This window comes from Tunturiibacter gelidiferens (assembly GCF_013410115.1).
Lineage (GTDB): Bacteria > Acidobacteriota > Terriglobia > Terriglobales > Acidobacteriaceae > Edaphobacter > Edaphobacter gelidiferens.
Map to the genome: position 1 here is coordinate 99,075 of NZ_JACCCV010000001.1, position 24,475 is coordinate 123,549.

The 24,475-nt window shown below is 58.3% G+C and carries 22 protein-coding genes; 19 read left to right on the plus strand and 3 right to left on the minus strand.

What is annotated here, in order from left to right:
• Window positions 1-252: 252 nt before the first annotated feature.
• The 9 genes from acnA (at window position 253) to ilvA (ending at window position 14,632) form a co-directional block, all read left to right on the plus strand.
• Complete coding sequence (gene acnA, locus HDF12_RS00385; protein ID WP_179580306.1) at window positions 253-3,159, plus strand: aconitate hydratase; 2,907 nt, start codon at window positions 253-255, stop codon at window positions 3,157-3,159.
• A gap of 562 nt (window positions 3,160-3,721) precedes the next feature.
• Complete coding sequence (locus HDF12_RS00390) at window positions 3,722-5,737, plus strand: glycosyl hydrolase family 28-related protein (protein WP_179580308.1); 2,016 nt, start codon at window positions 3,722-3,724, stop codon at window positions 5,735-5,737.
• Between the two features lie 516 nt (window positions 5,738-6,253).
• The gene (locus HDF12_RS00395) at window positions 6,254-8,731 is read left to right on the plus strand and encodes a RelA/SpoT family protein (protein WP_179580310.1); all 2,478 of its coding nucleotides are present in this window, start codon (window positions 6,254-6,256) and stop codon (window positions 8,729-8,731) included.
• Window positions 8,732-8,970: 239 nt separating this feature from the next.
• On the plus strand, window positions 8,971-10,209 hold the full coding sequence (gene trpB, locus HDF12_RS00400; RefSeq protein WP_179580312.1) for a tryptophan synthase subunit beta: 1,239 nt from the start codon (window positions 8,971-8,973) through the stop codon (window positions 10,207-10,209).
• Between the two features lie 10 nt (window positions 10,210-10,219).
• Window positions 10,220-10,981, plus strand: coding sequence for a tryptophan synthase subunit alpha (gene trpA, locus HDF12_RS00405; RefSeq protein WP_179580314.1), 762 nt, complete (start codon window positions 10,220-10,222; stop codon window positions 10,979-10,981).
• 115 nt (window positions 10,982-11,096) lie between these two features.
• Window positions 11,097-11,360, plus strand: a complete 264-nt coding sequence (locus tag HDF12_RS00410; protein ID WP_179580316.1) for a chorismate mutase — start codon at window positions 11,097-11,099, stop codon at window positions 11,358-11,360.
• 88 nt (window positions 11,361-11,448) lie between these two features.
• Window positions 11,449-12,468, plus strand: a complete 1,020-nt coding sequence (gene aroF, locus HDF12_RS00415) for a 3-deoxy-7-phosphoheptulonate synthase (RefSeq protein WP_179580318.1) — start codon at window positions 11,449-11,451, stop codon at window positions 12,466-12,468.
• A gap of 18 nt (window positions 12,469-12,486) precedes the next feature.
• Window positions 12,487-13,341 carry a prephenate dehydrogenase gene (locus HDF12_RS00420; RefSeq protein ID WP_218892274.1) on the plus strand — a complete coding sequence of 285 codons (855 nt, stop codon included), beginning with the start codon at window positions 12,487-12,489 and terminating at the stop codon, window positions 13,339-13,341.
• Between the two features lie 49 nt (window positions 13,342-13,390).
• Window positions 13,391-14,632 (plus strand): threonine ammonia-lyase, encoded by a 1,242-nt coding sequence (gene ilvA, locus HDF12_RS00425; protein WP_373563824.1) that lies wholly within the window; start codon window positions 13,391-13,393, stop codon window positions 14,630-14,632.
• A gap of 24 nt (window positions 14,633-14,656) precedes the next feature.
• Here the strand turns inward: ilvA and HDF12_RS00430 are convergent, their stop codons facing one another.
• Complete coding sequence (locus HDF12_RS00430; protein ID WP_179580320.1) at window positions 14,657-15,298, minus strand: energy transducer TonB; 642 nt, start codon at window positions 15,296-15,298, stop codon at window positions 14,657-14,659.
• Between the two features lie 41 nt (window positions 15,299-15,339).
• Entirely contained in the window at window positions 15,340-16,554 is a 1,215-nt protein-coding gene (locus tag HDF12_RS00435) for a D-alanine--D-alanine ligase (RefSeq protein WP_179580322.1), read from the minus strand.
• Between the two features lie 232 nt (window positions 16,555-16,786).
• On the opposite strand from HDF12_RS00435, the gene HDF12_RS00440 reads away from it, so the two are divergent.
• The 7 genes from HDF12_RS00440 to HDF12_RS00470 all read left to right on the plus strand — a co-directional run bounded on the left by HDF12_RS00440 (window position 16,787) and on the right by HDF12_RS00470 (window position 21,062).
• A complete protein-coding gene (locus HDF12_RS00440; RefSeq protein ID WP_373563825.1) occupies window positions 16,787-17,233 on the plus strand; it encodes a DUF3253 domain-containing protein in 447 nt (148 codons plus the stop codon).
• A 141-nt stretch (window positions 17,234-17,374) separates the two neighbouring features.
• On the plus strand, window positions 17,375-17,698 hold the full coding sequence (locus tag HDF12_RS00445; RefSeq protein WP_179580324.1) for a hypothetical protein: 324 nt from the start codon (window positions 17,375-17,377) through the stop codon (window positions 17,696-17,698).
• Window positions 17,699-17,721: 23 nt separating this feature from the next.
• Window positions 17,722-18,249, plus strand: a complete 528-nt coding sequence (locus HDF12_RS00450; protein WP_179580326.1) for a hypothetical protein — start codon at window positions 17,722-17,724, stop codon at window positions 18,247-18,249.
• 312 nt (window positions 18,250-18,561) lie between these two features.
• Window positions 18,562-19,020 carry an MmcQ/YjbR family DNA-binding protein gene (locus HDF12_RS00455; RefSeq protein ID WP_179580328.1) on the plus strand — a complete coding sequence of 153 codons (459 nt, stop codon included), beginning with the start codon at window positions 18,562-18,564 and terminating at the stop codon, window positions 19,018-19,020.
• 138 nt (window positions 19,021-19,158) lie between these two features.
• Window positions 19,159-20,103, plus strand: a complete 945-nt coding sequence (locus HDF12_RS00460) for an aldo/keto reductase (RefSeq protein WP_179580331.1) — start codon at window positions 19,159-19,161, stop codon at window positions 20,101-20,103.
• A gap of 25 nt (window positions 20,104-20,128) precedes the next feature.
• Window positions 20,129-20,512, plus strand: coding sequence for a nuclear transport factor 2 family protein (locus HDF12_RS00465; RefSeq protein ID WP_179580333.1), 384 nt, complete (start codon window positions 20,129-20,131; stop codon window positions 20,510-20,512).
• Window positions 20,513-20,660: 148 nt separating this feature from the next.
• The gene (locus HDF12_RS00470; protein WP_179580335.1) at window positions 20,661-21,062 is read left to right on the plus strand and encodes a DUF1801 domain-containing protein; all 402 of its coding nucleotides are present in this window, start codon (window positions 20,661-20,663) and stop codon (window positions 21,060-21,062) included.
• 85 nt (window positions 21,063-21,147) lie between these two features.
• Here HDF12_RS00470 and HDF12_RS00475 read toward each other — a convergent pair whose 3' ends face one another.
• A complete protein-coding gene (locus tag HDF12_RS00475; protein WP_179580337.1) occupies window positions 21,148-21,537 on the minus strand; it encodes a DoxX family membrane protein in 390 nt (129 codons plus the stop codon).
• 71 nt (window positions 21,538-21,608) lie between these two features.
• On the opposite strand from HDF12_RS00475, the gene HDF12_RS00480 reads away from it, so the two are divergent.
• From HDF12_RS00480 to HDF12_RS00490, 3 genes are read left to right on the plus strand one after another with little or no spacing between them, the layout of a single operon-like run.
• On the plus strand, window positions 21,609-22,430 hold the full coding sequence (locus HDF12_RS00480) for an SDR family NAD(P)-dependent oxidoreductase (protein WP_257025280.1): 822 nt from the start codon (window positions 21,609-21,611) through the stop codon (window positions 22,428-22,430).
• Window positions 22,431-22,441: 11 nt separating this feature from the next.
• Entirely contained in the window at window positions 22,442-23,314 is an 873-nt protein-coding gene (locus HDF12_RS00485) for a hypothetical protein (protein WP_179580339.1), read from the plus strand.
• Window positions 23,315-23,364: 50 nt separating this feature from the next.
• Entirely contained in the window at window positions 23,365-24,420 is a 1,056-nt protein-coding gene (locus HDF12_RS00490; RefSeq protein WP_179580341.1) for a PLP-dependent cysteine synthase family protein, read from the plus strand.
• Window positions 24,421-24,475 lie beyond the last annotated feature (55 nt).

The following is a 24,475-nucleotide window of genomic DNA, read 5'->3' on the forward strand; positions in this document are numbered from 1 at the left end:
TTGCAATCACCCTTTGGTGGGAGGGTCAGGCGCTTTACCGCAACCGGACGGAACGCAGTAAAATTAGTTTGATGGCAGGCTGTCTTCCCAACACGAAGCGCTTTCGCCACGGTCGCCCTGACCGCGGACGCTGCTAATTCGACCCCTCCCCTGAAAACTTGATAGGCTTCAGCCGTCGCCGTCTGCGGTTCGAAGATGTGACCACGGCCCCAACCATCGCGCTTCCGAAGAGCGCGCCTCGGAGAAGATACCATGCCGACACAATCGCATCCTGATTCGTTTAAGAGCTTATCCACACTAGCTGTAGGGAAGAGCACGTACGATGTATTTCGACTGAAGGCGCTGGAGGGGACGGGTGTTGACCTTGGCCGGCTTCCCTTCTCACTGCGGATTCTGCTGGAGAACCTGCTGCGGCATGAGGATGGCCGCACCGTGACTGCTGAAGATATTCAATTTCTGGCGTGCTGGGATCCGAATGCGGAGCCTTCGCGAGAGATTGCTTACATGCCGGCGCGAGTGTTGATGCAGGACTTTACCGGCGTGCCTGCTGTTGTCGATCTGGCTGCGATGCGGGATGCGATGAAGGCGCTGGGCGGTGATCCGGAGAAGATCAATCCGCTGCAGCCGGCAGAGCTGGTGATCGACCACTCGGTTCAGGTGGATGAGTTTGGAACACAGCGGGCGTATGACCTGAATGCGGCGCTGGAGTTTCAGCGCAATCGCGAGCGCTATGCGTTTTTGAAGTGGGGGCAGACGGCGTTCGATAATTTTTCAGCTGTGCCGCCTGGAATGGGGATCTGTCATCAGGTGAACCTGGAGTACCTGGCGCGGGTCGTGTTTACGACGACGCCGGATGCGCAGGGGAAGGTGTTCGCATATCCCGACACTTTGGTGGGAACCGACTCGCACACGACGATGGTGAATGGTTTGGGCGTGCTGGGCTGGGGCGTAGGCGGCATTGAGGCAGAGGCAGCGATGCTGGGACAGCCGGTGAGCATGCTGGTGCCACAGGTGGTTGGGTTCAAGCTGACGGGCAAGCTGAAAGAGGGCACGACTGCTACGGACCTGGTACTGACCGTGACGGAGATGTTGCGGAAGCTCGGTGTGGTGGGTAAGTTCGTGGAGTTTTATGGGTCGGGGATTACAGAGCTGCCGCTGGCTGACCGCGCGACGATTGCGAATATGGCTCCGGAGTACGGGGCTACTTGCGGAATCTTCCCGGTGGATGCGGAGACGCTGAAGTATCTGCGACTGACCGGGCGCAATGAAGAGCAGATTGCACTCGTAGAGGCTTACTACCGCGAGCAGGGGCTGTTTCATACGGCGGATGCGAAGGAGGCCGTTTACTCGGCGACGATTTCGCTGGATCTGGCGACGGTAGAGCCGAGTGTGGCCGGTCCGAAGAGGCCGCAGGATCGAGTTGCACTGTCGCAGGCAGGTGCGAGCTTCAAGGAGCAACTACCCGGGCTGCTGGGGCCGAATGGAAACAAGCATGTGATTCGGCAGATGGTGCGCTGGGAGGGAGAGGGTGGGACGGCTTCGGAATCGGGCGATCTGAGCAGCAGCGTAGGGGCTTCGGCTCCTGTGGTGGAGGCTCCGGTAGTGCCGGTGATTACGATCAGCGATCAGACCATACCGCTGCTTGAGGCTCCGCATGTGTCGATTCGGAGCAGGTTTGGCGTAGATCCGGATCAGTATCTCGATCATGGATCGATTGTGATTGCGGCGATCACCTCCTGCACGAATACTTCGAATCCTTACGTGATGATGGCTGCAGGTTTGCTTGCGAAGAAGGCTGTGGAGAAGGGGCTGAGCACGCCGCCGTGGGTGAAGACTTCGCTGGCTCCGGGTTCGCGCGTGGTGACTGATTACTACGTGAAGGCCGGGTTGATGCCGTATCTCGATCAGCTGCGTTTTCAGGTGGTGGGGTATGGATGTACGACGTGCATAGGAAACTCGGGACCGCTGCCCACAGATGTTTCGAAGTCGATCGAGGATCATGGATTGGTGGCAGTGTCGGTGTTGTCGGGGAACCGTAACTTTGAGGGGCGAATCTCGCCGGAGGTGAGGGCGAACTACCTGATGAGTCCTCCGCTTGTGGTTGCGTATGCGCTGGCGGGGCATATTGCGCACAACTTCGAGACGGAGGCACTGGGCCGCGATCTCGACGGCAAGCCTGTCTTCCTGCGCGACATCTGGCCTACGCAGGCAGAGGTCTCGGCGGCGGTGAATTCTTCGATCGATTCCGGGATGTTCCGTCGGCAGTACTCCACGGTCTCGGAAGGCGACAACAACTGGAAGAGCCTGAAGTTTCCGGATGGCGAGACGTATGGGTGGGAGCCGGATTCGACCTATATTCGCAAGGCTCCTTACTTCGACGGGATGCCAGCGACGCCTGCTCCGGTTGGAGATATTCATGGGGCTCGCGTGCTGGCGGTGCTGGGAGATTCGGTGACGACGGATCATATCTCGCCGGCGGGTTCGATCAAGCTGAATGGGCCTGCTGGGAAGTACCTGACCGAGCATGGGGTGAAGCCGTCGGACTTCAACAGCTATGGATCGCGGCGCGGCAACCATGAGGTGATGGTGCGCGGCACGTTTGCCAATGTGCGGTTGCGGAACAAGCTCGCTCCTGGAACTGAAGGCGGTGTGACGCGGCTGCTGCCGGAAGATGTGCCGATGTCGATCTACGATGCGAGCGTGGAGTATGCGAAGCGTGAAACGCCGCTGGCGATTCTTGCGGGCAAGGAGTACGGCTCGGGCTCTTCGCGCGACTGGGCGGCGAAGGGGCCGCGGCTGCTGGGGATCAAGTTTGTGATCGCGGAGAGCTATGAGCGGATTCACCGGTCGAACCTGGTCGGGATGGGGATTCTGCCGCTGCAGTTCCTGCCGGGTCAGAACGTCGAGTCGCTGCATTTGACGGGCGAGGAGTTGTTTGCGATCGGGGATGCGCCGGGTCAGTTGAAGGCGATGCTCGATGGCAAGTTCGCCGATGGCAAGGTGGTGACGGTGTTCGCGGAGTCCGATCTGGGCAAGACGATTGAGTTCTCCGCTACCGTGCGCATCGATACGCCGCAGGAGATTCTGTACTACCAGAACGGCGGAATCCTGCAATACGTGTTGCGGCAACTGGCGGGGAAGGTTCCGGCCTCGGCTTAGCTGTCGGTACTACCGTTTCTCCTTTCTCCCTATCTCCAGTGGGGGAGGGGTACACCCCCCTCCCCCATGTTACCGGGGGATAAAGCGCTTGTATTCAACAGCTTGGAGATAGTCGATGTCTGCAAAATATAGATAATACATGGTTTGCGTACAGAATCCTTGTTATCAACAAGTTAGCCCCGGAGGGAGTCTATCCCTGCGGGGCCTGCTTGTTTTTGATCTCTGTATCAAGTGTAGCGAATGGAGTGAAACTAAAGTGCCAAGTTTGGCAGAATCTATCTATTTTGTTATGTGTGGGTTAATGAGTTTTTGAGAGGTTTGGGGCTTGACAGGATTTCTGTGGAGGAGCTGACGCGGCAGAACGAACAATCACACCTCCTGCAACGCTCACTCTCGAGTAGCCCGTCTTAGCAACATAGCCTTGCGTCTTACCCCGAAGTTGTATATAAAAGGTCCGCCCGCGCTCGACCGGATATCTAAAGCGCGTGGCTCGAGGCAGCCTGCTCGGTGGGTCCAACCGTCCTCTTTGTGTGCCAAAAGAAAAAGCTAATCAGGAGGCATCATGAAATTTCAGGGATTCCTGAGTCGCGCGTCTCGCTTTGTCCTGTGCCTGACCGCATCGTATGCTCTACCCCTCTACGCAGCTCCCCAAACCCCTTCGGTAACCCGCGCGGCGCTTGACCCGTCGCTGGTCGATGATCGTGGGGCGAACGCTCACTTTGTTGAGCAGGAGGCTGAGAATGCGGTGACCGACGGCACGATCATTGGCCCCGCCCGGACCGCATACACGCTTCCCGCCGAAGCGTCGGGTCGCGCGGCGGTCCAGCTCCTCCCCGGACAATATGTCGAGTTCACCCTGCCCGAAGCGGCCAATGCGATTACGGTGCGTTACAGCATCCCGGATGCGCCAACCGGCGGAGGTATTACGGCACCGCTTGAGGTCTCAGTTAACGGCCGTTCTCTTGTCACCATGACGCTCACTTCGCAGTACGCATGGCTCTATAACCAGTACCCGTTCTCCAATGATCCGAACGCCGGCCTGTTGTTTCCCGATCAATATATTACCGAGTGTGCCTGCGTACCGTCGGCCACGACCCCGCCGCCGGTGATCACCAAACCGTTCCGACCGAACCACTTCTACGACGAACAGCGTTTGCTGCTCGGTCACAGATACCATGAGGGCGACAAAATCCGCCTCACCGCTCCGGCCTCGAGCAATGCCGCCTGGACAGTAATTGACTTGCTTGACTCCGAGTTGGTTGGCCCCCCGCAGCACCGCGACGAGCCTGCCGTGAACGTGCAGCGGTTCGGTGCCGATCCGACCGGGCAGCGCGATTCGGCGGACGCGTTTGACACAGCGATCGCATTCGCGAAGGCCTGGCACCGCGAGGTCTACTTGCCGCCAGGCACATATCAGGTGAACCGCCATATTCTCGTTGACAACGTCACGATCGAAGGTGCGGGTAGCTGGTACACGATCGTCAAGGGACACCAGGTGACCCTAAGTACTCCTTTGCCCGATGGCTCGGTGCACACCGGCGTCGGTTTCTACGGCAAGTACGTTGCCGACGGTGGCAGCTCGAATGTCCATCTCTCCGGCTTCGCCATCGAGGGTGATGTCCGGGAGCGCATTGATAGCGACCAAGTAAACGGCATAGGCGGCTCGTTGAGCCATTCGACGATCGAAGGGCTCTACATCCATCACACGAAGGTGGGCATGTGGTTCGATGGCCCGATGTCGAACCTAAGAATCCGCAACAACATCATCGTGGACCAGATCGCCGATGGGATCAACTTCCACACCGGCGTCACCAACTCGGTCGTGGCGAATAACTTTGTTCGCAACACCGGGGACGACGCCCTAGCTATGTGGTCGGATAAGATTGAGGATGCCAACAACACCTTCGATCACAACACGGTGCAGACACCGGTGTTGGCCAACGGCATCGCCCTCTACGGTGGCACGGACAACACCATTTCGAACAACCTCGTGGCCGATCCGATCCGCGAAGGCAGCGGATTACAGGTTGGTTCCCGCTTTGGAGCCCAGCCGTTCACCGGGAGCTTATGGATCACGAACAACACTACGGTTCGGTCTGGCCCGTTTGAGCTGAACTGGAACATCGGCCTGGGCGCCATCTGGATCTACGCGTTGGAGGGAAGTATTAACGCGGACCTTGAGGTGGTCGGCAACAGCTTTCTTGACAACACCTACAACGCGATCATGCTGGTCAGCGATTTCCCCGTAAAAGACCTGTACACGATCACGAACGTGCACTTCAAGGATGACCGGGTTGACGGCACGGGCACCTCGGTGGTCAGCGCACGGGTGGCCGGTTCGGCATCCTTCGAGAACGTGGAGGCCCGCAACGTAGGCGCCGTTGGCGTCAATAACTGCGGTTCGTTCCACTTCACTCCGGCCGGGTCGGAGTTCACGCTGACCGATCTTGGCGGCAATGTTGGCGGCGGCACTACCGGACCCTGGCTGGCCCCGTGGGAGCTGCCCAATACTATTACTTGCGACGACCGTCCACCGGTCGTTCCACCACCGCCGCCTTCTCCCTGGGTTACGCCCTAGTAGTACGCAGCGGAAAGATGTTCTGTTCAACCCCGATTCCCCACGTCTCTTACGAACTTTGAGACGTGGGGATCGGCGTTTTTCTGGCGATCGTTTCAGTAGGAGTAGGCCGCGTCCGCCACAAGGAGCGTGTAATAGGCGGGGTCAGCCAAGCCCGCATCGCTGCTGGTAAAGGAGTCGACTCCTGGAGTTGGGAGCCTCCATGGTATCGCCGAGCTAACAAGAACCAAGCGATTTACGCGCAGCCGTCAGAAAGAGCGCGTGAGGGCGCTCGTCGAGCTCTTCACTTTCCCAAGATGAAACGGCACAAGTGGTGAAAGCGCGATGACTGTAATAGGCGCGCGCTCGTCTTTTCGCGAGCTAGGCGAGATGAGTCCTCACAAACGCGCTTCTCGTCGGTGGACTTCCGGTTTGTCGGAATTCCCCAAAGTTGGGGGCGTGGCAGATCTCCTTGAAGCGCATAGCCTTCTTTCGTTATGGCTGTTAAGGGGTTGACCGGTCGGCCTATAATGAACTATGGCAATCGCTCCTCCGGCCTCTTCGCAGGCTGGCCCGCAGCCGAAGCCGCACGACGAACCGAAGAGCCAACCGGATGTGGAACATACCGATACGGGGATCGAGCTGGAGACAGCTCTTCCGGTCGCGGAACCACCGGTTGGATCGGACACGACCTCTCGCGTGAAGAAGAAGAAGCCTGCGGTGCCTGATTCCTCGGCGCTGGTGATTGCGGGCGTGGAGGAGTCGTCGGCGACCCATCTGGCGGGCAGTTCGGCGAAGGATATTCATGCGGTGGATGCGAAGTTTCACCGACTTTTGGAGACAGTGCATGAGAACCGGCCGGCGGATGATCTGGAGATCATTCGCGGAGCGTGGGCGTTCTGCCTGCAGCAGCATGAGGGACAGAAGCGGGCTAGTGGCGAGCCTTACATCATTCACCCACTGGAAGTGGCGCAGGTGCTGGCCGAGTTGAAGATGGATTCGACTGCGATTGCAGCGGGTTTGCTGCATGACGCGGTTGAGGATACCGATGTCACCTCTGCTGAAATAGCCAAGCGGTTTGGGGACCAGGTGGCGCACATCGTCGAGGGTGTGACGAAGCTCGAAAAGATCAAGTTTGCAAATCGCGAGGATCACCAGGCGGAGAACATTCGCAAGATGCTGCTGGCGATGGTGACCGATGTTCGCGTGGTGATCATCAAGCTCGCGGACCGGCTGCACAACATGCGAACGCTTGAGCACCTGAAGCCGGAGAAGCAGCAGAAGATCGCGCGGGAGACGCTGGATATCTACGCTCCTTTGGCGCACCGGCTGGGTATGGGCAAGCTGCGTGGGGAGTTGGAGGATCTGGCGTTTCGATACACCGATCCTTATGCGTATGAGCAGGTGTCGACCGAGGTAGACGCACTACGCGGCGCCGGCGAAGAGTTTCTGCAGAAGATCGTGACGCAGCTTGAGGCGAAGCTGAAGGAGTTCAAGATCCAGGGTCGGGTGGAGTCGCGGATCAAGCGGCTTTATTCGATTCAACAGAAACTGGTGGATCAGAAGATCCCCGTCGATCAGGTCTACGATTTGCTTGCGATTCGCGTGATCTGTAACTCGGTGCAGGATTGTTATGCGCTGCTTGGGTTGCTGCACTCGATCTGGCGTCCGGTGCCAGGCAGGATTAAGGACTTCATCGCGATGCCTCGGCCGAACCTCTATCAGTCGTTGCATACGACGTTGATTGCTGAAGGTGGTCATCAGTTCGAGGTGCAGATTCGTACCGAGGATATGCATCGTGTCGCGGAAGAGGGTATCGCGGCGCACTGGAAGTACAAGGCCTCGGACAATGTGAGTGCGAAGGACGAGCAGAGGCTGGCCTGGGTGCGGCAGTTGATGGAATGGCAGCGGGAGATGACCGATCCCAATGAGTTCATGTCGACGCTGAAGATCGATTTGTATCCGGAGGAGGTTTACACCTTCACGCCGAAGGGCAAGGTGGTGGTTCTGCCGAAGGACGCGAGCCCGATCGATTTCGCGTATACGATTCATACCGAAGTTGGAAACACGACGGTGGGCGCGAAGGTGAATGGTCGGATTGTTCCGCTGCGGACGAAGTTGCGCAACGGCGACATCGTCGAGATTACGACGCAAGCAGGGCATGCTCCTAGCCGCGACTGGCTTAGCTTTACGAAGAGTTCGCGGGCGCGGAACAAGATCAAGCACTGGCTGAATGAGCATCAGCGGGAGCGGGCGATCGAGATCGGCAAGAAGCTGCTGGATCGCGAGGCCAGGAAGTACAAGCTGTCGCTGGGCAGGTTTCATGAGGCTGACTATGACAAGGTCGCCAGTGAGTATGGGTTAGGGACTCAGGCGGAGCTGCTGGCGGGTGTCGGGTTTGGGAAGTTTTCGGCTCGACAGGTGTTGAATAAGCTGGAGCCGGGTTCGACGATGTCGGCGGAGCCTGCGGCGCCGGAGGGTGGAGTCGGCAATACGGTTGGGCAGATGTCGGAGGCGGTGAAGCGGGTCTTCTTCGGCAAGGGATCTGACTCGTTGCAGGTGGAGGGGCAGGACGATCTGCTGGTGTACCGGGCGCGTTGTTGTAACCCAATTCGTGGTGAGGAGATTGTGGGTTACGTAACGCGAGGAAAGGGCGTGGCGGTGCATGCGAGAAGTTGTCCGAATGTGCAGAATTTGCTGTATGAGTCGGATAGAAGGATTCAGGTGGAGTGGTCGCCTTCTCCGACGGAGCCGGGAACGAATAAGGCCCAGACGTATCCGGTTAAGCTGACGGTGTTGTGTGACGACCGAGCGGGTATGTTAAAGGAGTTTACGGCTATCATCTCCGATGATGGGACTAATATCCGGAGTGTGGATACGAAACCGATGCCGGATGGTCAGGTGATGGTGGACTTTGTGGTGGAGACGGTGGACGTACGGCACCTGAACAAGCTGGTGCAGAATTTGCGAAAGGTGCCGGGGGTTCGGGATGTTCAGCGAGTGCAGAAGATCTAGCTTCGTGACTGTCGGGGTTGCAGAGGCGGCGAGCAGGATGTATGGTTGATACCAAGATGATTACTCAGTCCAGCCGAATTTCGTTTATTCTCCGCTATTGGCGCACAATAGCGGCCTCGGCGGAGTAGCTTCATCTGAGAGATATCTGTAACTTCAGTTGATTCGACATCCTAACGAGCCGCGACCTTCCAAGTCGCGGCTTTCGTTTTTTACGCAAGGCGAGATTGCAGGAGAGACCAATGAGTGTCAGTTCGACGGCAGGTGTGACGGCGGCGGTGGCGGGGCGGTTTGGAGCGTATGGCGGGAGATATGTTCCGGAGACGCTGATGGCGGCGCTGGAGGAGCTGGAACAGGCGTATGCGTTGGCTCAGAGTGATCCGGAGTTTCAGGCTGAGCTGGATGACCTGTTGCACAACTACTGTGGACGGCCCACTCCACTGTACTTTGCGAAGAGGCTGACCGGGCAACTGGGCGGGGCGAAGATCTATTTGAAGCGCGAAGATCTGCTGCATACCGGCGCGCACAAGATCAATAATGCGCTGGGCCAGGGGTTGCTAGCGCGGCGGATGGGGAAGCAACGGATCATTGCGGAGACGGGTGCCGGGCAGCATGGGGTGGCGACGGCGACCGTTTGTGCCTTGCTGGGTCTGGAGTGCGTCGTCTATATGGGCGAGGAGGACATGCGGCGGCAGGAGTTGAATGTCTACCGGATGCGCCTATTGGGGGCTGAGGTGCGGGGGGTTTCGGCTGGGTCGGCTACGTTGAAGGATGCGATCAATGAGGCGATGCGGGACTGGGTGACGAATGTTCGAACGACCTACTACATTCTTGGAAGCGCTCTGGGGGCGCACCCTTATCCGACGATGGTGCGGGACTTTCATCGCGTGATCAGCCGCGAAGCACGCGCGCAGATGCTGGAGCAGGAGGGAAAGCTGCCGACGGCGATTGTGGCTTGTGTGGGAGGTGGGTCGAATGCGATTGGAGCGTTCTACGAGTTTTTACCGGACGCGAGTGTGCAGTTGATTGGTGTTGAGGCGGGTGGGCGCGGGACGGCGTTAGGAGAGCATGCGGCGCGTTTCCAAAAGGTTGGGGGTGGCCTGCCGGGTGTGCTGCAGGGTACGTACTCGTATGTGTTACAAAATGACGCTGGGCAGGTGAGCAGCACGCACTCGGTCTCTGCGGGGCTGGACTATGCGAGCGTGGGGCCAGAGCACGCGATGCTGCATGATTCCGGGCGGGCAAGTTATGTCTCGTGTTCGGATGATGCTGCGCTGAAGGCGACGGTGACGTTGTCGAGGACGGAGGGGATTCTGCCCGCGCTTGAGAGTGCTCATGCGGTTGCGGAGGCGATTCGACTAGCTCCGACGATGGCAAAGACGGATGTACTGATGGTGAACCTATCGGGACGGGGGGATAAGGATATGGGGATCCTAGCGAGGGAGCTTGATTTGAAGGGCAGTGAGAGAGCGAAAGGCTAAGTACAGGACGATGGCGATTGAGTTTAGAAAGAAGCCGGGGATTGTTGCTTATTTGACGGCGGGCGATCCGCACCTGGCGACGACCAAGGATATTGCGCTGGCTGCGATCGATAACGGTGCGGACGTGATTGAGCTGGGTGTTCCCTTTAGCGACCCGCTGGCGGATGGACCAGTGATTCAGCGAGCCAGTGAGCGGGCCGTGGCGCGAGGAGTGAGGTTGACCGATGTGCTAGAGCTGGCGAAGGAGCTGCGTGCGTTGCGGCCAGCTGCGGGATTGGTGCTGTTTTCTTACCTGAACCCCGTAGTACGGATGGGAATGAAGACGTTTTGTGCACGCGCGGCCGAAGCCGGGGCCGACGGAGTGCTGTTGACGGACATGATTGTCGAAGAGGCGGGCGAATATCTGGAGGAGATGAAGGCGAACAGACTGGCGCCAATCTTTCTGGCGGCACCGACGAGTCCGGACGCTCGGCTGAAGGCGATCGCTGGGGTGTCGCAAGGGTTTGTGTATGCGATCTCCCGGGTCGGGATTACCGGAACACAGCAGAAGGTGGCCGGAGATGCTTCGGAGTTGGTGTCGCGACTGCGACAGTTTACGAAATTGCCGATTGCCGTGGGATTCGGCATCTCCAATGCTGAGCATGTGAGGGCGGTGGGTGAGTTTGCGGACGCAGCGATCGTCGGGAGCGCTCTCGTGGCTCTGATTGAAAAGACTCCGCCGCCAGAGGCGTCGACCGTAATCGGGCAGTTCATCGCGGGGTTGAGAGCATGAGGATCGTCAGTGTGTCGGGACGAAGCGGCGCGATGGGACGTTTATCATGGTTAGTACAAAATACTCTGCGGCGAGCTGCGTTTAGACGTGCTGCGTTGCACTGCGAGGCGAGTGGATGGATATCTCCGACTGGAGACAGAAGATTGATGAGCTGGATGTTGAGATCGTTCGACTCATCAGCCGGCGAGCGGAAGCTGCACGTGCAATTGGAGAGCTCAAAAAGACTGCGGATCTGCCGGTCTATGAGCCGCGGCGGGAGCAGGAGGTCTTCGATCGTGTCCGCAAGGCAAATCCGGGACCGCTGGCGGACGCTGAGCTGCTGCATGTGTACGAGCGGATCATCGACGTAATGCGAACGCTGCAGCGAAGAGACCTTTAGCTGGCCACACCGGTACTGGAAGCAATGCGACCTCCGAAACCGGTTTGTATCTAATTTAGTTACGTACAAAGAGAGTGAAGCGAAGACAATGATAGTTGCGATGCATGACCGGGCGACGGAAGAGAATATTCAGCAGGTGATTGAACGAATGGTGGAGCTCGGCTTCAACGTTCACCGCACTACAGGCGCGGCACAGACGATTCTGGCGGGCGTGGGAACTCCAGAGCACTTCGAGGTCGCGGAGTTTAAGGTGTTGGCTGGCGTTTATGACGCTTATCGAATCTCGTCGCCGTACAAGCTGGCTGGGCGGAACTTCCGACCCGAAGGAACTACGATTACATTTCCAAATGGCGTGGTGGTAGGCGGAGAGGAAGTTGTCGTGATGGCAGGGCCGTGCTCGGTGGAGTCACGGGAGCAGATTCTGACCAGCGCAAAACAGGTTGCCGCAGCAGGAGCGAAGTTTTTGCGGGGTGGTGCTTTTAAACCTCGCAGTTCGCCCTATAGCTTTCAGGGCATGGGGCTCGATGGACTGAAGCTGCTGCGTGAGGTCTCCGATGAGACGGGGCTGCTGGTTATCACGGAGGTGATGGAGATCTCGCAGATCGAGTTGATGCTGCCCTATATCGACTGCTTCCAGGTGGGCGCGCGCAATATGCAGAACTTCAACCTGCTGCGCGAGCTTGGGCATGTGCGAAAGCCGGTGCTAATGAAACGCGGGATCTCCGCGACCATCGAAGAGGTGCTGTTGAGCGCCGAGTACATTTTGTCAGGCGGCAACTACAGCCTGATGCTCTGCGAACGAGGGATCCGGACGTACGAGACCTATACGCGGAATACGATGGATATCTCGGCGATTCCGGTGCTGAAGAAGCTGACCCACCTTCCTGTGCTGGGTGATCCGTCGCATGGCGTCGGGATTCGCGATCTGGTGCCGCCGATGGCTCTCGCGAGCGTGGCAGCGGGGGCGGACGGGTTGTTGATGGAGATGCATCCTAACCCCGATAAAGCGATGAGCGATGGAGCGCAGAGTTTGTATCCCGAACAGCTACAAAAGCTTATGGCACAGCTAAGGTTGCTGGCGCCGGTGGTGAAGAGGACGATTGCTTAAGGCGAGGATTCCAGGATAATGGAGCGGGTATTCATCATTGGGACAGGGCTTATTGGCGCTTCGACGGGCCTGGCGCTACGTGCGGCTGGTTTTGGGGGCCGCATCGACGGGTGGGATACGAGTCAGCTCGAGATGGCTTCGGCCGTGCAGATGGGCGCGATCGACGGCAGGGCTGCGAGTCGAGAGAATGCTCTGGAACTAGCGCGACTGGCTGATGTAATTGTTCTGGCGGTCCCGGTGCTTGCGATCAAAGACTGGATGCAGCAACTGGCGCCCGTGCTCCACACTGGGCAACTTGTGACTGATGTAGGGAGCACGAAGCTTGAGATCGTGGAGTTGGCTCGGCAATTATTCGCAGGAGATGCTGATGCTGTTTTTCTTCCTGGACATCCGATGGCGGGCAAAGAGTCTGGAGGCGCTTTGCTGGCGGAGGCGGGATTGTTTGATGGCGCGATGTGGCTGTTTACGCCGATAGCGGTCGAGATGACAGCGATTGAGAAAGACTGGCGCGGGTGGATTGGGTGCTTCGGGTCGCGGATGCTGGATATGGATGCGACGCGGCACGACGAGATGTGCGCCTGGGTGAGTCATCTGCCGCAGATGCTGTCGACTGCGCTGGCGGCGCTGCTTGAGGAGAAGTTTGGCGATGCTCCGGAGATTGCGGCGATTGGCGGGCGCGCGCTGCGAGAGACGACGCGGCTGGGAGCCAGTCCATACAGCATGTGGCGAGATGTAGCGATGACGAACACCGGGCCGGTCGCGGATACTCTGCTGGCGTTGGAGCAAAGATTGCAGCACGTGCGGGAGAATCTGCGGACGCCGGAGTTGCGGGATGAGTTTGTGCTGGCTAACCGGTTTCGTCAGCGGCGGTGATTGAGCGTTGCGCTAGAAGATTGATGTTTTGCGAGTTTGAAGAGAGATCATGATGCCTGTGAAGGATTCAATAAGCCAATTGAGTATCGGCCTTGCGGACGTCGCTGCTGCGCGAGAGCGGGTACGTGGAGCGATTTACTATTCGCCTTGCCCGCACTCGCAGATGCTGTCTGCGCTGACAGGGCAACAGGTGTATTTGAAGCTCGAAAATCTGCAGATGACCGGCTCGTTCAAAGAACGCGGGGCGCTGAACCGGATTGCGATGCTGACGGCGGAGCAAGCTGCGCGTGGCGTGGTGGCGGCAAGCGCGGGGAACCATGCTCAGGGTGTGGCCTACCACGCGACGAAGCGAGGGATTCGTGCGCTGATCGTGATGCCACTGGCGACGCCTCTTGTAAAGGTAACGGCGACGCGTGGATTTGGCGCGGAGGTGGTGCTGCACGGGGCGAACTATGACGAGGCTTGCGAGGAGGCTACACGGCTTTGCGAGGCGGAGGGAATGACGTTTATTCATCCGTTCGACGATGCGATGGTAATGGCCGGCCAGGGCACGATTGGACTGGAGCTGCTGGAGCAGGTGCCTCAGTTGGAAGCGGTGGTGGTTCCTATTGGCGGCGGGGGGTTGATTGGCGGGATCGCCTGCGCGATCAAAGAGTCGCGCCCGGAGGTTCGTGTGATTGGAGTTCAGACCTCGAGACTGCCTTCGATGGTGGCGGCGCGAACGGTTGGACATCCGGTGACGCTGGAGCCTTCGACGACGATCGCAGATGGTATTGCGGTGCGGCGTGCGGGAGATACGACCTTTCCAGTGGTCGAGCGCTATGTCGATGAGATTGTGACCGTTGATGAGGATGAGATTGCTTCGGCGATTCTTGTTTTGCTCGAGCGCGAAAAAACATTGGCCGAAGGCGCGGGAGCTGCGGCATTGGCGGCGTTACTACAGAGGAAGACTACGTTGAATGGGGCGCATACTGCGGTGATGGTGTGCGGCGGAAATATCGATGTGACGCTGCTGAGCAGGATTATTGAACGCGGCCTCGTGCAGGACGGAAGGATGATCCGGTTGAGGATTCATCTGCTGGATAAGCCCGGGGCGCTTGCGGAGCTGACGCTGTTGATTGCGAAGTACCGCGCGAACATCGTGGATACGCTCTACAACCGGGCATATTACGGGGTAAACCTGGGCGATACGACGATCGATATCACCCTGGAGACGCGCGGACGAGAGCAGGTAGAGGAGTTGCTGGCCGCGATGACGGCTGGCGGTTACAGGTACAGCCAAGTGATTTAGCGGTCTGCGCTGGCGCTTTGGCTGTCAGGCTTTTTCGTAGTGGAAGTGAAGTTCCTGCTCGCTGGCTACGGGCTGGCCGTCTTTGGTGGCGGGATGGAAGGTCCAGTGCTGAACGGTGGCGATGACGTTTTCATCGATGCCGTGGCCGAGACCGCTGGTCATTTTTATGTCGGCGATCTTGCCTGTAGTGTCGATGACGATGTCGAGGATGACGTCGCCTTTGGTGCCATGTGGGAGCGCGGACAGATCAGGTTTCGGCGGCGGGAAGTAACTTACCAGAGCGATGTTGATGTTTCCGGAGCCGAGTGAGTCGGCGCCAGCGGTCGAGTCAGGCTGGGCGGAGGCTGGGGAAACGGCGTTGGGTGAGGCGGTCGGCTCTTTGGGCTTTTGCGTGGGTGGCGATGGCAGCGGAGTGGTGGACTTGGCCTGTTTGGGCTGGGTCTTGGGGTTTGGTGCCGAGGTTTGTAGCGGGGCTTTGCCCGGGGAGTACGTCAGAAGCAGATTGGTTCCGTGCGGACTGCCGGGGAGGCGGATGGGTGCGATCCAGGAGGCGTGTTGGTGGACGAGAACGGCGATGAGAAGCAGATGCAGAAGGGACGAGGCTATAGCGTAGGTCGGCGTGCGGTGTGGAGCTGTGACGGGTTTGCCGATGGTATCTATACTCAATCTCCTCCTTTATCTGAGATGTGACCGCAATGCGATCTCTGTTAGACGCGAGTGAAGGTGGTCTGTTGTTTTTCTTGGTGGCGTTCGGCGGCAAGGGCGATGAGGCGGTCGATGAGTTGTCTATAGGGTAGGCCGGAGGCTTCCCATAGCTTTGGGTACATGCTGATGCTGGTGAAGCCGGGCATGGTGTTGATTTCGTTGAGGTAGATGTGGGCGGCTTTTGATTCTTTGCCCTTCTTATTTACCACCGCCGGTTCCATGAGGAAGTCGACACGGGCTAGACCCGCGCAGTCGCAGGCGCGGAAGGCGGCAATGGCCATCTCGCGGATTTGTTTTGATTCGGATTTGGAGAGCTTCGCCGGGATGATGGGGATGGAGGCGTCGGAGTGGTACTTGGCGTTGTAGTCGTAGAATTCGGCGCCGGGGACGATCTCGCCGACGACGGAGGCCTCGGGGGAGTCGTTGCCGAGGACGGCTACTTCGAGTTCGCGGGGTTTGGCGCCGGGGCCGCCTACTCCCTGCTCGATGATGAGCTTGCGGTCGAAGCTGGCGGCGAGGTCCATGGCGGGGGCGAGTTCACTGCGGTCGTGAACTTTGCTGATGCCTACAGACGAGCCTAGATTCGCTGGTTTTACGAAGACGGGGTACGAGAGCTTCTTCTCGATGCGCTTGATGCAGCGCTTGGCTTCGGCCTTCCACTCGCTGCGCAGGAGATTGACGTGTGGGGTTTGGGGCAAGCCAGCTGCGGCGAAGAGCTGCTTCATCACAGACTTGTCCATGCCGGTGGCGGAGCCGAGGACGCCAGAGCCTACGTAGGCGATGTCGGCTAGTTCGAAGAGGCCCTGGATGGTGCCGTCTTCGCCGAAGGTGCCGTGGAGGACGGGGAAGATGACGTCGAGGGATTGGGCGAGGGAGCCGTTTTGCTGCGCGAGAGCTTCGTGGCTACTGGTGCTGGTGCGGAGTGCGACGGATTTAGTGGTGGTGCGTTTCTTCTGGATTGGCGCGGGTTTTGTGTTGCCTGCGAGCAGGTGCTGGGCGTCGGTGGAGGTGAGCCACTGGCCTTGTTTTGTGATTCCGACGGGAATTACTTCGTATTTTGTCTGGTCAATGGAGTTGAGGATGGAGGCGGCGGAGAGGAGAGAGACCTCGTGTTCGCCGGAGCGGCCACCGAAGAGGATGCCGATGCGAAGTTTTTTGGGGGAGGGCCTGGTGGCCTGTTTTTTGGTCTGTTTTTTCTGTTTCGTCTGTCTGGTCATGGATAGGTACAAGTCTCTCCTAAATTGGAGAGGTTCTGCGGGAAAAAAAATGCCGGGTATCGAAGTGGTCTTTTGCTGTGGGTTTTGCTGATTCTGGTGCGTTTCGTGGTGGTTTTTTGTGGTGAGGTTGTGGTGATTTGCGTGGCTGATGTGGTGTTTTAGCAGTCACTTTTCGAGGTCAAAAAAATACGCCAACTTTTTGTAATAATTTTCCGGGATTCCGCCCGGATCGGTGAATGGTTCTGGAGCTTTCTGCATCTTTCCCTTTATGCCGGACCGGAGACGCAAACCCGAACGTACGACTCCGCACAAGGACAAGATCTGCAAGACGTGTGGGCGCTCGTTTGAGTGGCGCAAGAAGTGGGAGCGGGACTGGGATGTGATCAAGTACTGCAGCGATGAGTGCCGGGGGCATAAGCCGGGGGAGTCGGATGCTGAGCTTGAGGCGGCGATTCTTGAGTTGTTGGCGGAGCGCGGGCGGGATAAGACGATCTGTCCTTCGGAGGCGGCCAAGGCGGTGGGTGGGCTGGCGAGCCGCCGGGACTGGGAGGGCTTGATGGAACCGGCACGAGCTGCGGCGCGACACCTGGTTGCGGCAGGGAAGATCGTTATGACACAGCGTGGACATGTGGTTGATCCTTCCACTGCAAAGGGAGCCATTCGTTTACGATTGCGTTGAAATTTTTGGGGTGGGGGGCGACAAGTCTATTTTCTCGCTGCTCATCTTCGACGTGGATGCTTCTAAATGAGGATGACAATCGCAAAGAAGTCAGCAGCCAGGAGTACGCCGTCAAAGCCTTCCAGGTCTTCCAGGATAAAAGTGAGCCCGAAGCGGAACAGCTCAACGCGAACTCGCGGGGCAGGTCATAGTTCGTCCAGCGAGACGGCTCATAAGACCGGTAAGAAGACTGCGAAGGGGCAGGCGTGGACCGAGGAGCACTCTGAGAACAAGAGTTCGACCGGACACGGCAGAGCTAAGAAGCAACCAGCGAAGCAGGAGTCGCGTTGCTGGCCGGGGTATGAGCCGGTTCCGGGGAAGAGTCGAGGGGAGAAGGGGAGCTGCAAGCCTAAGGCTCGTCAGACGGCGGCCGAGAAGAAGTCGGACGCGATGGCCTCGGCGGCGAATAAGCTGCGGAAGAGTTGAACGGTGGGTTTTATACTCCGGGGATGGATCTCGAGCGAATTCGTCTCCGGGGTGCCACACAGATTCAAAAGAAAATTGCTCGAATGCCGGGGAACCGTGCTAAAAAACTAGCCATGACACCGCCGGCACGCAAATGGGTGATCGAAAAGATACAAGAGCTTGCACTTTGGACAGTGTTCGTGGTGCTGGCCGGCCTGTTTCCCATCTGGGTCGTTTACGATCACAAGCGCCTCACGAGTCTGAGTCCCGTCAGCACAACCCAGCTGATAATCCAAGGTGAGTTGTTGCTGGTCGCATTCGCAATCGCGGCAGATTCCACCTCCCGCGTAATGTCTCGAGTCTTCAACAGCGGAGGGAAGGCTAAGCGACAAACCTGGCAATTGCTTGGGATTCTGGCCAGCATCGTCTTTCTAGTCATGGCGGGGTGTGAATATACCACTGTCATAGCAGTTGGGCGAGCGATGGTGAACCCGGACTATGTCGCTAATCAGTCGCTCATTCTGTTCGTGGCGGCGCTATTTACCGGCGGCGGTCTAATTCTGCTGGATTAAGGAGAGTCCGAATGGATACTTTCACTGTTTTGGCGCTGATTGCTGGACTCGTTACGTTCGCCGCGGGGGTCGGTCGAGTGTACGAGCACGCCAGAAAAATCTCTCGAGAAGGCCCAGACACCGAATCCTCGAATAATCGATTTGGGGGCGGGGCGCCGCTCCGAAGGTGATTGCAAGTCAGGGTGACATGCCCACGGAACAAGCGGTTTTGATCGAGAGCGCGCCCGCACAGCTCTCTCAGTTCTGGAATTGGGCGGTGGAGGCGGCGAATAAGCTGCGGAAGGGCTGAGCGCCGGGTTTTATACTGCGGGGATGGATCTCGAACGGATTCGCGCTTACCTGCTGACGCTGCCCCATGTGGTGGATACGGTGCAGTGGAGTGGGAGCCTTGTCTTCTGGGTAGGAGATAAGGCGATTGGCGGCAAGATGTTTGCCATGTCGCGGGTTGATCAGGGGGGAAGCCCTGAGCGAGACGATAAGAGTCGCGTTATCTCCTACTCGGCCGGCAGGGAGCGCTACTACGAGTTGCTGGAGAGGGAGGGGATCTTTCCGGCTCCTTATGCGGCGCGGATCTTCTGGGTTGCCGTGAGGAGCTGGGACGTTTTTCGGAAGGCGGAGTGGGAGCATGAGCTGAGTGCTGGGCATGCGCTTACGTTGGCGAAGCTGCCGCCGAAGGTTCGGGCGGTGCTTGAGATGCCTGCGGGTCAGCAGAAGCGATTGATCGCGGAGCGGAGGAAGTTGCTGGCTGCGAAGAATGCTAAAGGACGGTGAACGGTCACCGGTACGCTCGCCTAATAGACTATGCCTGATTTCTCTGGCTTAATTGCTATTCAGGCGTCCTGATGAATCAGATGAGGGCGGTGGGCATCTACTTGTCGAGACACCAATTCGGTCCCAATCGAGGTTTTCATGATCGAATCTTCCGATTTTCGGACTACGAAAATATCGCTCAACCACGGAGCGGGCCATATGCCCGCACTCGGATTTGGCACTCTGATCCCCGATGCAGCAGCGACGATAAGTGCTACCAAAAACGCGCTGGAGGCCGGATTTCGACACTTCGACTGTGCGGAACGATACCGGAACGAGCGTGAGGTGGGCGAGGCCTTGCAGGCAGGACTTGCTGCTGGGGGGATTGCGCGCGAGGACATCTTCGTCACAACAAAATTGTGGAATAGCAATCATCGGCCCGAGCGCGTGGAACCGGCTTTCGAGGCGAGCCTGGACAGACTCAGGCTCAACTATCTGGATCTCTATCTCATTCACACGCCATTTGCGTTTCAACCGGGGGAGGAGCAGGATCCGCGGGATGAAAACGGCAATGTTATTTACGACCGCGATGTGACTTTGCTCGACACCTGGAGGGCGATGGAGGGTCTTGTGGATCGTGGCAGATGCCGCGCTATTGGACTGTCTGACATCACCCTGGACGGGCTTTTGCCCGTCTACGAATCGGCGAGAATCAAGCCAGCGGTCGTCCAAGTCGAGTCGCATCCGCATCTTCCGGAGACGGAGCTTCTGGAGTTCTGCAAGGAGAAGCGCATTGTGTTATTGGCTTTCGCACCTTTGGGTCATGGAATGCGGCCAGGGCCGCTTGAGGATCCAGTGATTGTGGCGATCGCCTCGCGAATTGGAAAGACGCCAGCGCAGGTGCTGCTGGCCTGGGCGGTGCAACGCGGCACGGCTTTGCTTACCACGCCAAAGACTGCGGACCGGGCGAGAGAGAATTTCAATATCTCTCCGCTTCCAGAAGACGCCTTTGACGAGATTAGCCGCATTCAGACCAGACAGAGGCTGAACGACGTGGTGAATACCGGCAGCCCAGGTTTCATTCCACGAGTTGGATCAGCATGAGAGCCAAACAGTACTGGAGCAAGCCATGCAAGAAGAACAAATACGCGAAGCATTGAACGCGCATTGGCGCGCGTCGGCAGCAGGCGATGCAAACGCAGAGCACGATATTTACGATGACGACTCGATCTGTGATTATCCGCAATCAGGCGAGCGAATCTTCGGGCGAAGCAATTTGCAGGCCTTGCGGAGTCATCATCCCGGCAAGCCGTCGGGGTTCGAGGTCAAGCGAATTGTCGGGAAAGGTGATCTCTGGGTCACGGAATACACCATCGTCTACCAGGGGCGAGCAGCATACACCGTGAGCATTATGGAGTTCCGCAACGGCAAGGTCGTGCACGAGACACAGTATTTCGCGGATCCGTTTGAGGCGCCATCCTGGCGAAGCCAATGGGTTCAGCGGATGGCGTGATGCCGGCATTGAGAATCGACTCGTACCGAGAGGGTCGGCTTATCGCAAGTGACACAGTATGGCGAGAAGGCTGTTGTAGGACCTATTTCTTTGTTTCTCGTGTAGTGGCACCACGTTACATTCGACTCAAGCCGACGGTGGAGTTCCGATGAGAACGGAGTTACTGCGATTTAACGGCGCCGTCGAACACGACCCCTCCATCGATGCGTGGATGAAAGAGCATGGAGGTGAGTTGGGAGCGATGGCGCAGCAGTGGTTTGAGAGGATGCGAAGATGCGGGGACGAAGTCCGGGAACTTCTGCATGACGGATGTCCGGTTGCATGTTTGGGAGATGCGCCTTTCGGCTATGTCAATGTATTCGCTTCGCACGTAAACATAGGATTCTTTCACGGCGCAGCGCTACCGGATCCGGCCCGCTTGTTGCAAGGTACCGGCAAGTTCATGCGCCATGTGAAGCTGAGACCGGGAACAGCAACAGACGCCGCATCGCTCAGCAGTCTGATCGAGACGGCGTACTCGGACATAAAGGCTCGCGTGGAAAACGGTTAGCTCAGAGAGATGCTCTGAGGGTCGTCGCCGGATGGGGAGCCGGCCGCAACGGCGGTGGAGTTAGCGGCAACAGCCGCGGAGGCAGTTAGGCTCGGCGGCCGTCCGGGGTGAAGATTCCTTCGAAGGCAGGCCAGTAGGCCCAGATGAGGAAGATCTCGAGGAGAGCGCAGACCAGGCCGGGTCCGATTCCTGCGCCTCCGGTCAGGGTCAGGTGAAACAGCAGGATGTTGACCAGGATGGGGCCCAAGATTACGAGTCCGACGGGGACGTATCGGCCCACGAGCAACAGGAGCCCCGCGATGGTATAGAGGATTCCGTGGAAGGTCAGCCATCCATGCGCGAACATGATGTTGGCCAAGACGCCAGCGTCGCCGGGTATCGGCGGATTGGGCATGAAGTGGAAGAAGTTGTTGAGCCCAAAGACGAAAAAGAGGAGTCCAAGCAGAATGCGGGCGATCAGGACAGCGATTTTCATGAGCGACAAACTCCTTCAGAGAGATTAGTAGAGAATTCTCTGTGTGTGCTTCAATTGCGTCAAGCAGATTGATGGGATATATCGAATCTATGTTGAATGACGGTAACGCTGGCGTTGCGATGTCGCTGGCTGGGAAGGTCGCATTGATTACGGGCGGTTCGCGCGGAATTGGCGCAGCTACGGTTCGGATGTTTTGTCGGGCAGGGGCGAAGGTGGTGTTCAACTATCGCTTTGCGGCGGAGCAGGCTAAGGCTCTCGTTGCGGAGTGCGGTGGCCCGGAGGTTTGTCGTGCGGTGGAGCAGACGCTTTCTACCCCGGAGGATGGCGCGGCGCTGGTTGCGGCGGCGGTGGCTGCGTTTGAGCGACTCGACTGCGCGATTCTGAATCACGGCATCTGGCCTGCGCATGATGCGCCGATTGCTGAGATGACGAGCGAGCAGTGGCGCACGACGCTTGGCACAAATCTGGATAGTGTCTTCGGAGTGGTGCGGTCTGCGGTGGCGCAGATGAAGGCTCAGCCGCAGATTGGGCCTGCTCGCGGGCATGTTGTTTTGATCAGTTCAACCGCCGGGCAGCGTGGCGAGGCGTTTCATGCGGACTACGCGGCTACTAAGGGGGCTCTGATCAGTTTGACCAAAAGTCTTTCGACGGAGCTGATTGGCGAGGGGATCTACTGCAACTGCGTAGCGCCTGGCTGGGTGGCGACCGATGCTACCGTTGGAGTGCTTCGCGATCCGGAGGTTTCGAAGAGGCTACTCTCTTTGATTCCGCTGGGGCGTCCGGCGCATGTGGATGAGATTGCGGCTCCTATACTTTTTCTCTGTACTCCCTTCGCGGGGTTTATCTCGGGCGAGATCTTCAACGTCAACGGTGGGGCGGTGCTGGTCGGATGAGCGGAGTCTCGATGAAACAGGTTGCGGTTAGAATCGGCGTCGGGCTTGCTCTTGGTCTGGGCCTTGGTCTGGGGACGACTCAACCGCTGTGGTCGCAGGCGAACGACATTCCCAGTGCTGCTCCTGTGATGCCTGCGGGACAGACGCCGGAGCAACATGGGCGCAAGGTGCTGGATGAGATGGTCGAGGCGCTGGGCGGGGACGCGTGGCTGCATCGGCGCAATATGCGTGAGTTGGGGCATATTGGACGCTTCTTTCGTGGCACGCCGACGGGCGTCGTGATTGATTTTACTTCGACGCGCCAGTTTGCTACTGCTGATCGCTTTGAGGCGCTGCGGGTTGGATTTATCACCGATAAGAGCATTCTTTTGCCGGGGAAGAAGATCGATATTGTGCAGATCTGGACGGCCGGGAAGGGGTATGAGGTGACTTACAAGGGGAGAGTCGAACTGCCGAAAGATCAGGTGGAGGACTTTTATCGACGCCGGGATCACTCGGTCGAAGCGGTAGTGAATACGTGGCTGAAGGCTCCGGGCGTGGTGGTGGTCTATGAAGGGACGAGCATGGTGGAGCGGCGTCTCGCCGAGAAGGTGACGATCCTGAACGATAACAATGACGCGGTGACGCTCGATCTGGACGTCACGACGCACCTGCCGCTACGCCGTACCTTCGAGTGGAGGAATGAGACGTTCAAGGACTTGGACGAAGACGCTGAGGAGTATGCGGACTATCACACGATCCAGGGGCTGCCGACGGCGTTTACGATCAGCCGATATCACAATGGCGACCTGACGAGTCAGACGTTTTTGCTGAAGGTGGAGTATGACGTGGATGCGGCTCCAGATATGTTCAACCCGGATGTGTTGTTGAAGAAAAAACAGTAGGGATAGCCGGGCGTGAGTAGACTCTGTGCAGGCCGAAGGAGCGACACGATATGAAACGGAAGTTTGCAAATATTCTGGAGACCGTGGGAAATACGCCGGTGGTTCGTATCAACAAGCTTGGGCCGCCGGATGTGAATCTGTTTGTCAAGATTGAGGCGTTCAATCCGCTGGGGTCGGTGAAGGACCGGCTTGCGCTGGGTGTGATCGAGGATGCTGAGCGACGTGGGACGCTGAAGCCGGGACAGACGGTGATTGAGGCTACGAGCGGCAATACGGGCATTGGGCTTGCTATGGTGTGTGCGCAGAAGGGATACCCGCTGGTGGTGGTGATGGCGGAGACGTTCAGCGTTGAGCGGAGAAAACTGATGCGGTTTCTCGGCGCGAAGATTGTGCTGACACCTGCGGCGGAGAGGGCGGTGGGGATGGTCAGGAAGACGGATGAACTGGCGGAGAAACATGGGTGGTTTCGGACGCGGCAGTTTGAGAATGAAGCGAATGCGGATATGCACTCGCGCACGACGGCGCAGGAGATTCTGAATGATTTTGAGGGCGATCGGCTGGACTATTGGGTGACGGGGTTCGGCACGGGTGGGACGCTGAAGGGAGTGGCGCGGGTGCTGGCGGAGAAGAGGTCGGAGACGAAGATTATTGTGTGCGAGCCGGATGCGGCACCGATGATCTCGAGCGGGGAGGCGCAGCCGCGGAATGCAGATCGAACGGCTTCGGGGAGCCATCCGGCGTGGACTCCCCATCCGCAACAGGGGTGGAGCCCGGACTTTATCTCGAGTCTGACGCAGGATGCGATCGATGAACACCGGATTGACCAGGTGCTGCGGATTACGAACGGCGATGCCATGAAGTGCAGCAGGGAGCTGGCGCTGAAGGAAGGGATCTTCGTGGGAATTACTTCAGGGGCGACCTTTGCTGGTGCGCTGCGGGTGTGTGCTGAGGCTGCGAAGGGATCGACGGTGCTGTGCATGCTGCCGGATACGGGGGAGCGGTACCTGAGTACGCCGCTGTTTGCGGATATTGCGGTGGATATGACGCCTGAGGAGCTGGAGATCTCGCGATCGACTCCGAGGGCGCAGCTTCAGCCAGCGGGGTGATGGTTCTTATGTTGCGGGTCCGCTTCGCGCGGGGCGGTCACTTCGTGACGGGTAT

Bases quoted from the DNA above. Each gene is read 5' to 3' on its own strand.
- acnA (WP_179580306.1), top strand. From the start codon at position 253: ATGCCGACACAATCGCATCCTGATTCGTTTAAGAGCTTATCCACACTA.
- HDF12_RS00390 (WP_179580308.1), top strand. From the start codon at position 3,722: ATGAAATTTCAGGGATTCCTGAGTCGCGCGTCTCGCTTTGTCCTGTGC.
- HDF12_RS00395 (WP_179580310.1), top strand. From the start codon at position 6,254: ATGGCAATCGCTCCTCCGGCCTCTTCGCAGGCTGGCCCGCAGCCGAAG.
- trpB (WP_179580312.1), top strand. From the start codon at position 8,971: ATGAGTGTCAGTTCGACGGCAGGTGTGACGGCGGCGGTGGCGGGGCGG.
- trpA (WP_179580314.1), top strand. From the start codon at position 10,220: ATGGCGATTGAGTTTAGAAAGAAGCCGGGGATTGTTGCTTATTTGACG.
- HDF12_RS00410 (WP_179580316.1), top strand. From the start codon at position 11,097: ATGGATATCTCCGACTGGAGACAGAAGATTGATGAGCTGGATGTTGAG.
- aroF (WP_179580318.1), top strand. From the start codon at position 11,449: ATGATAGTTGCGATGCATGACCGGGCGACGGAAGAGAATATTCAGCAG.
- HDF12_RS00420 (WP_218892274.1), top strand. From the start codon at position 12,487: ATGGAGCGGGTATTCATCATTGGGACAGGGCTTATTGGCGCTTCGACG.
- ilvA (WP_373563824.1), top strand. From the start codon at position 13,391: ATGATGCCTGTGAAGGATTCAATAAGCCAATTGAGTATCGGCCTTGCG.
- HDF12_RS00435 (WP_179580322.1), bottom strand. From the start codon at position 16,554: ATGACCAGACAGACGAAACAGAAAAAACAGACCAAAAAACAGGCCACC.
- HDF12_RS00450 (WP_179580326.1), top strand. From the start codon at position 17,722: ATGGATCTCGAGCGAATTCGTCTCCGGGGTGCCACACAGATTCAAAAG.
- HDF12_RS00455 (WP_179580328.1), top strand. From the start codon at position 18,562: ATGGATCTCGAACGGATTCGCGCTTACCTGCTGACGCTGCCCCATGTG.
- HDF12_RS00460 (WP_179580331.1), top strand. From the start codon at position 19,159: ATGATCGAATCTTCCGATTTTCGGACTACGAAAATATCGCTCAACCAC.
- HDF12_RS00465 (WP_179580333.1), top strand. From the start codon at position 20,129: ATGCAAGAAGAACAAATACGCGAAGCATTGAACGCGCATTGGCGCGCG.
- HDF12_RS00470 (WP_179580335.1), top strand. From the start codon at position 20,661: ATGAGAACGGAGTTACTGCGATTTAACGGCGCCGTCGAACACGACCCC.
- HDF12_RS00475 (WP_179580337.1), bottom strand. From the start codon at position 21,537: ATGAAAATCGCTGTCCTGATCGCCCGCATTCTGCTTGGACTCCTCTTT.
- HDF12_RS00480 (WP_257025280.1), top strand. From the start codon at position 21,609: ATGGGATATATCGAATCTATGTTGAATGACGGTAACGCTGGCGTTGCG.
- HDF12_RS00485 (WP_179580339.1), top strand. From the start codon at position 22,442: ATGAAACAGGTTGCGGTTAGAATCGGCGTCGGGCTTGCTCTTGGTCTG.
- HDF12_RS00490 (WP_179580341.1), top strand. From the start codon at position 23,365: ATGAAACGGAAGTTTGCAAATATTCTGGAGACCGTGGGAAATACGCCG.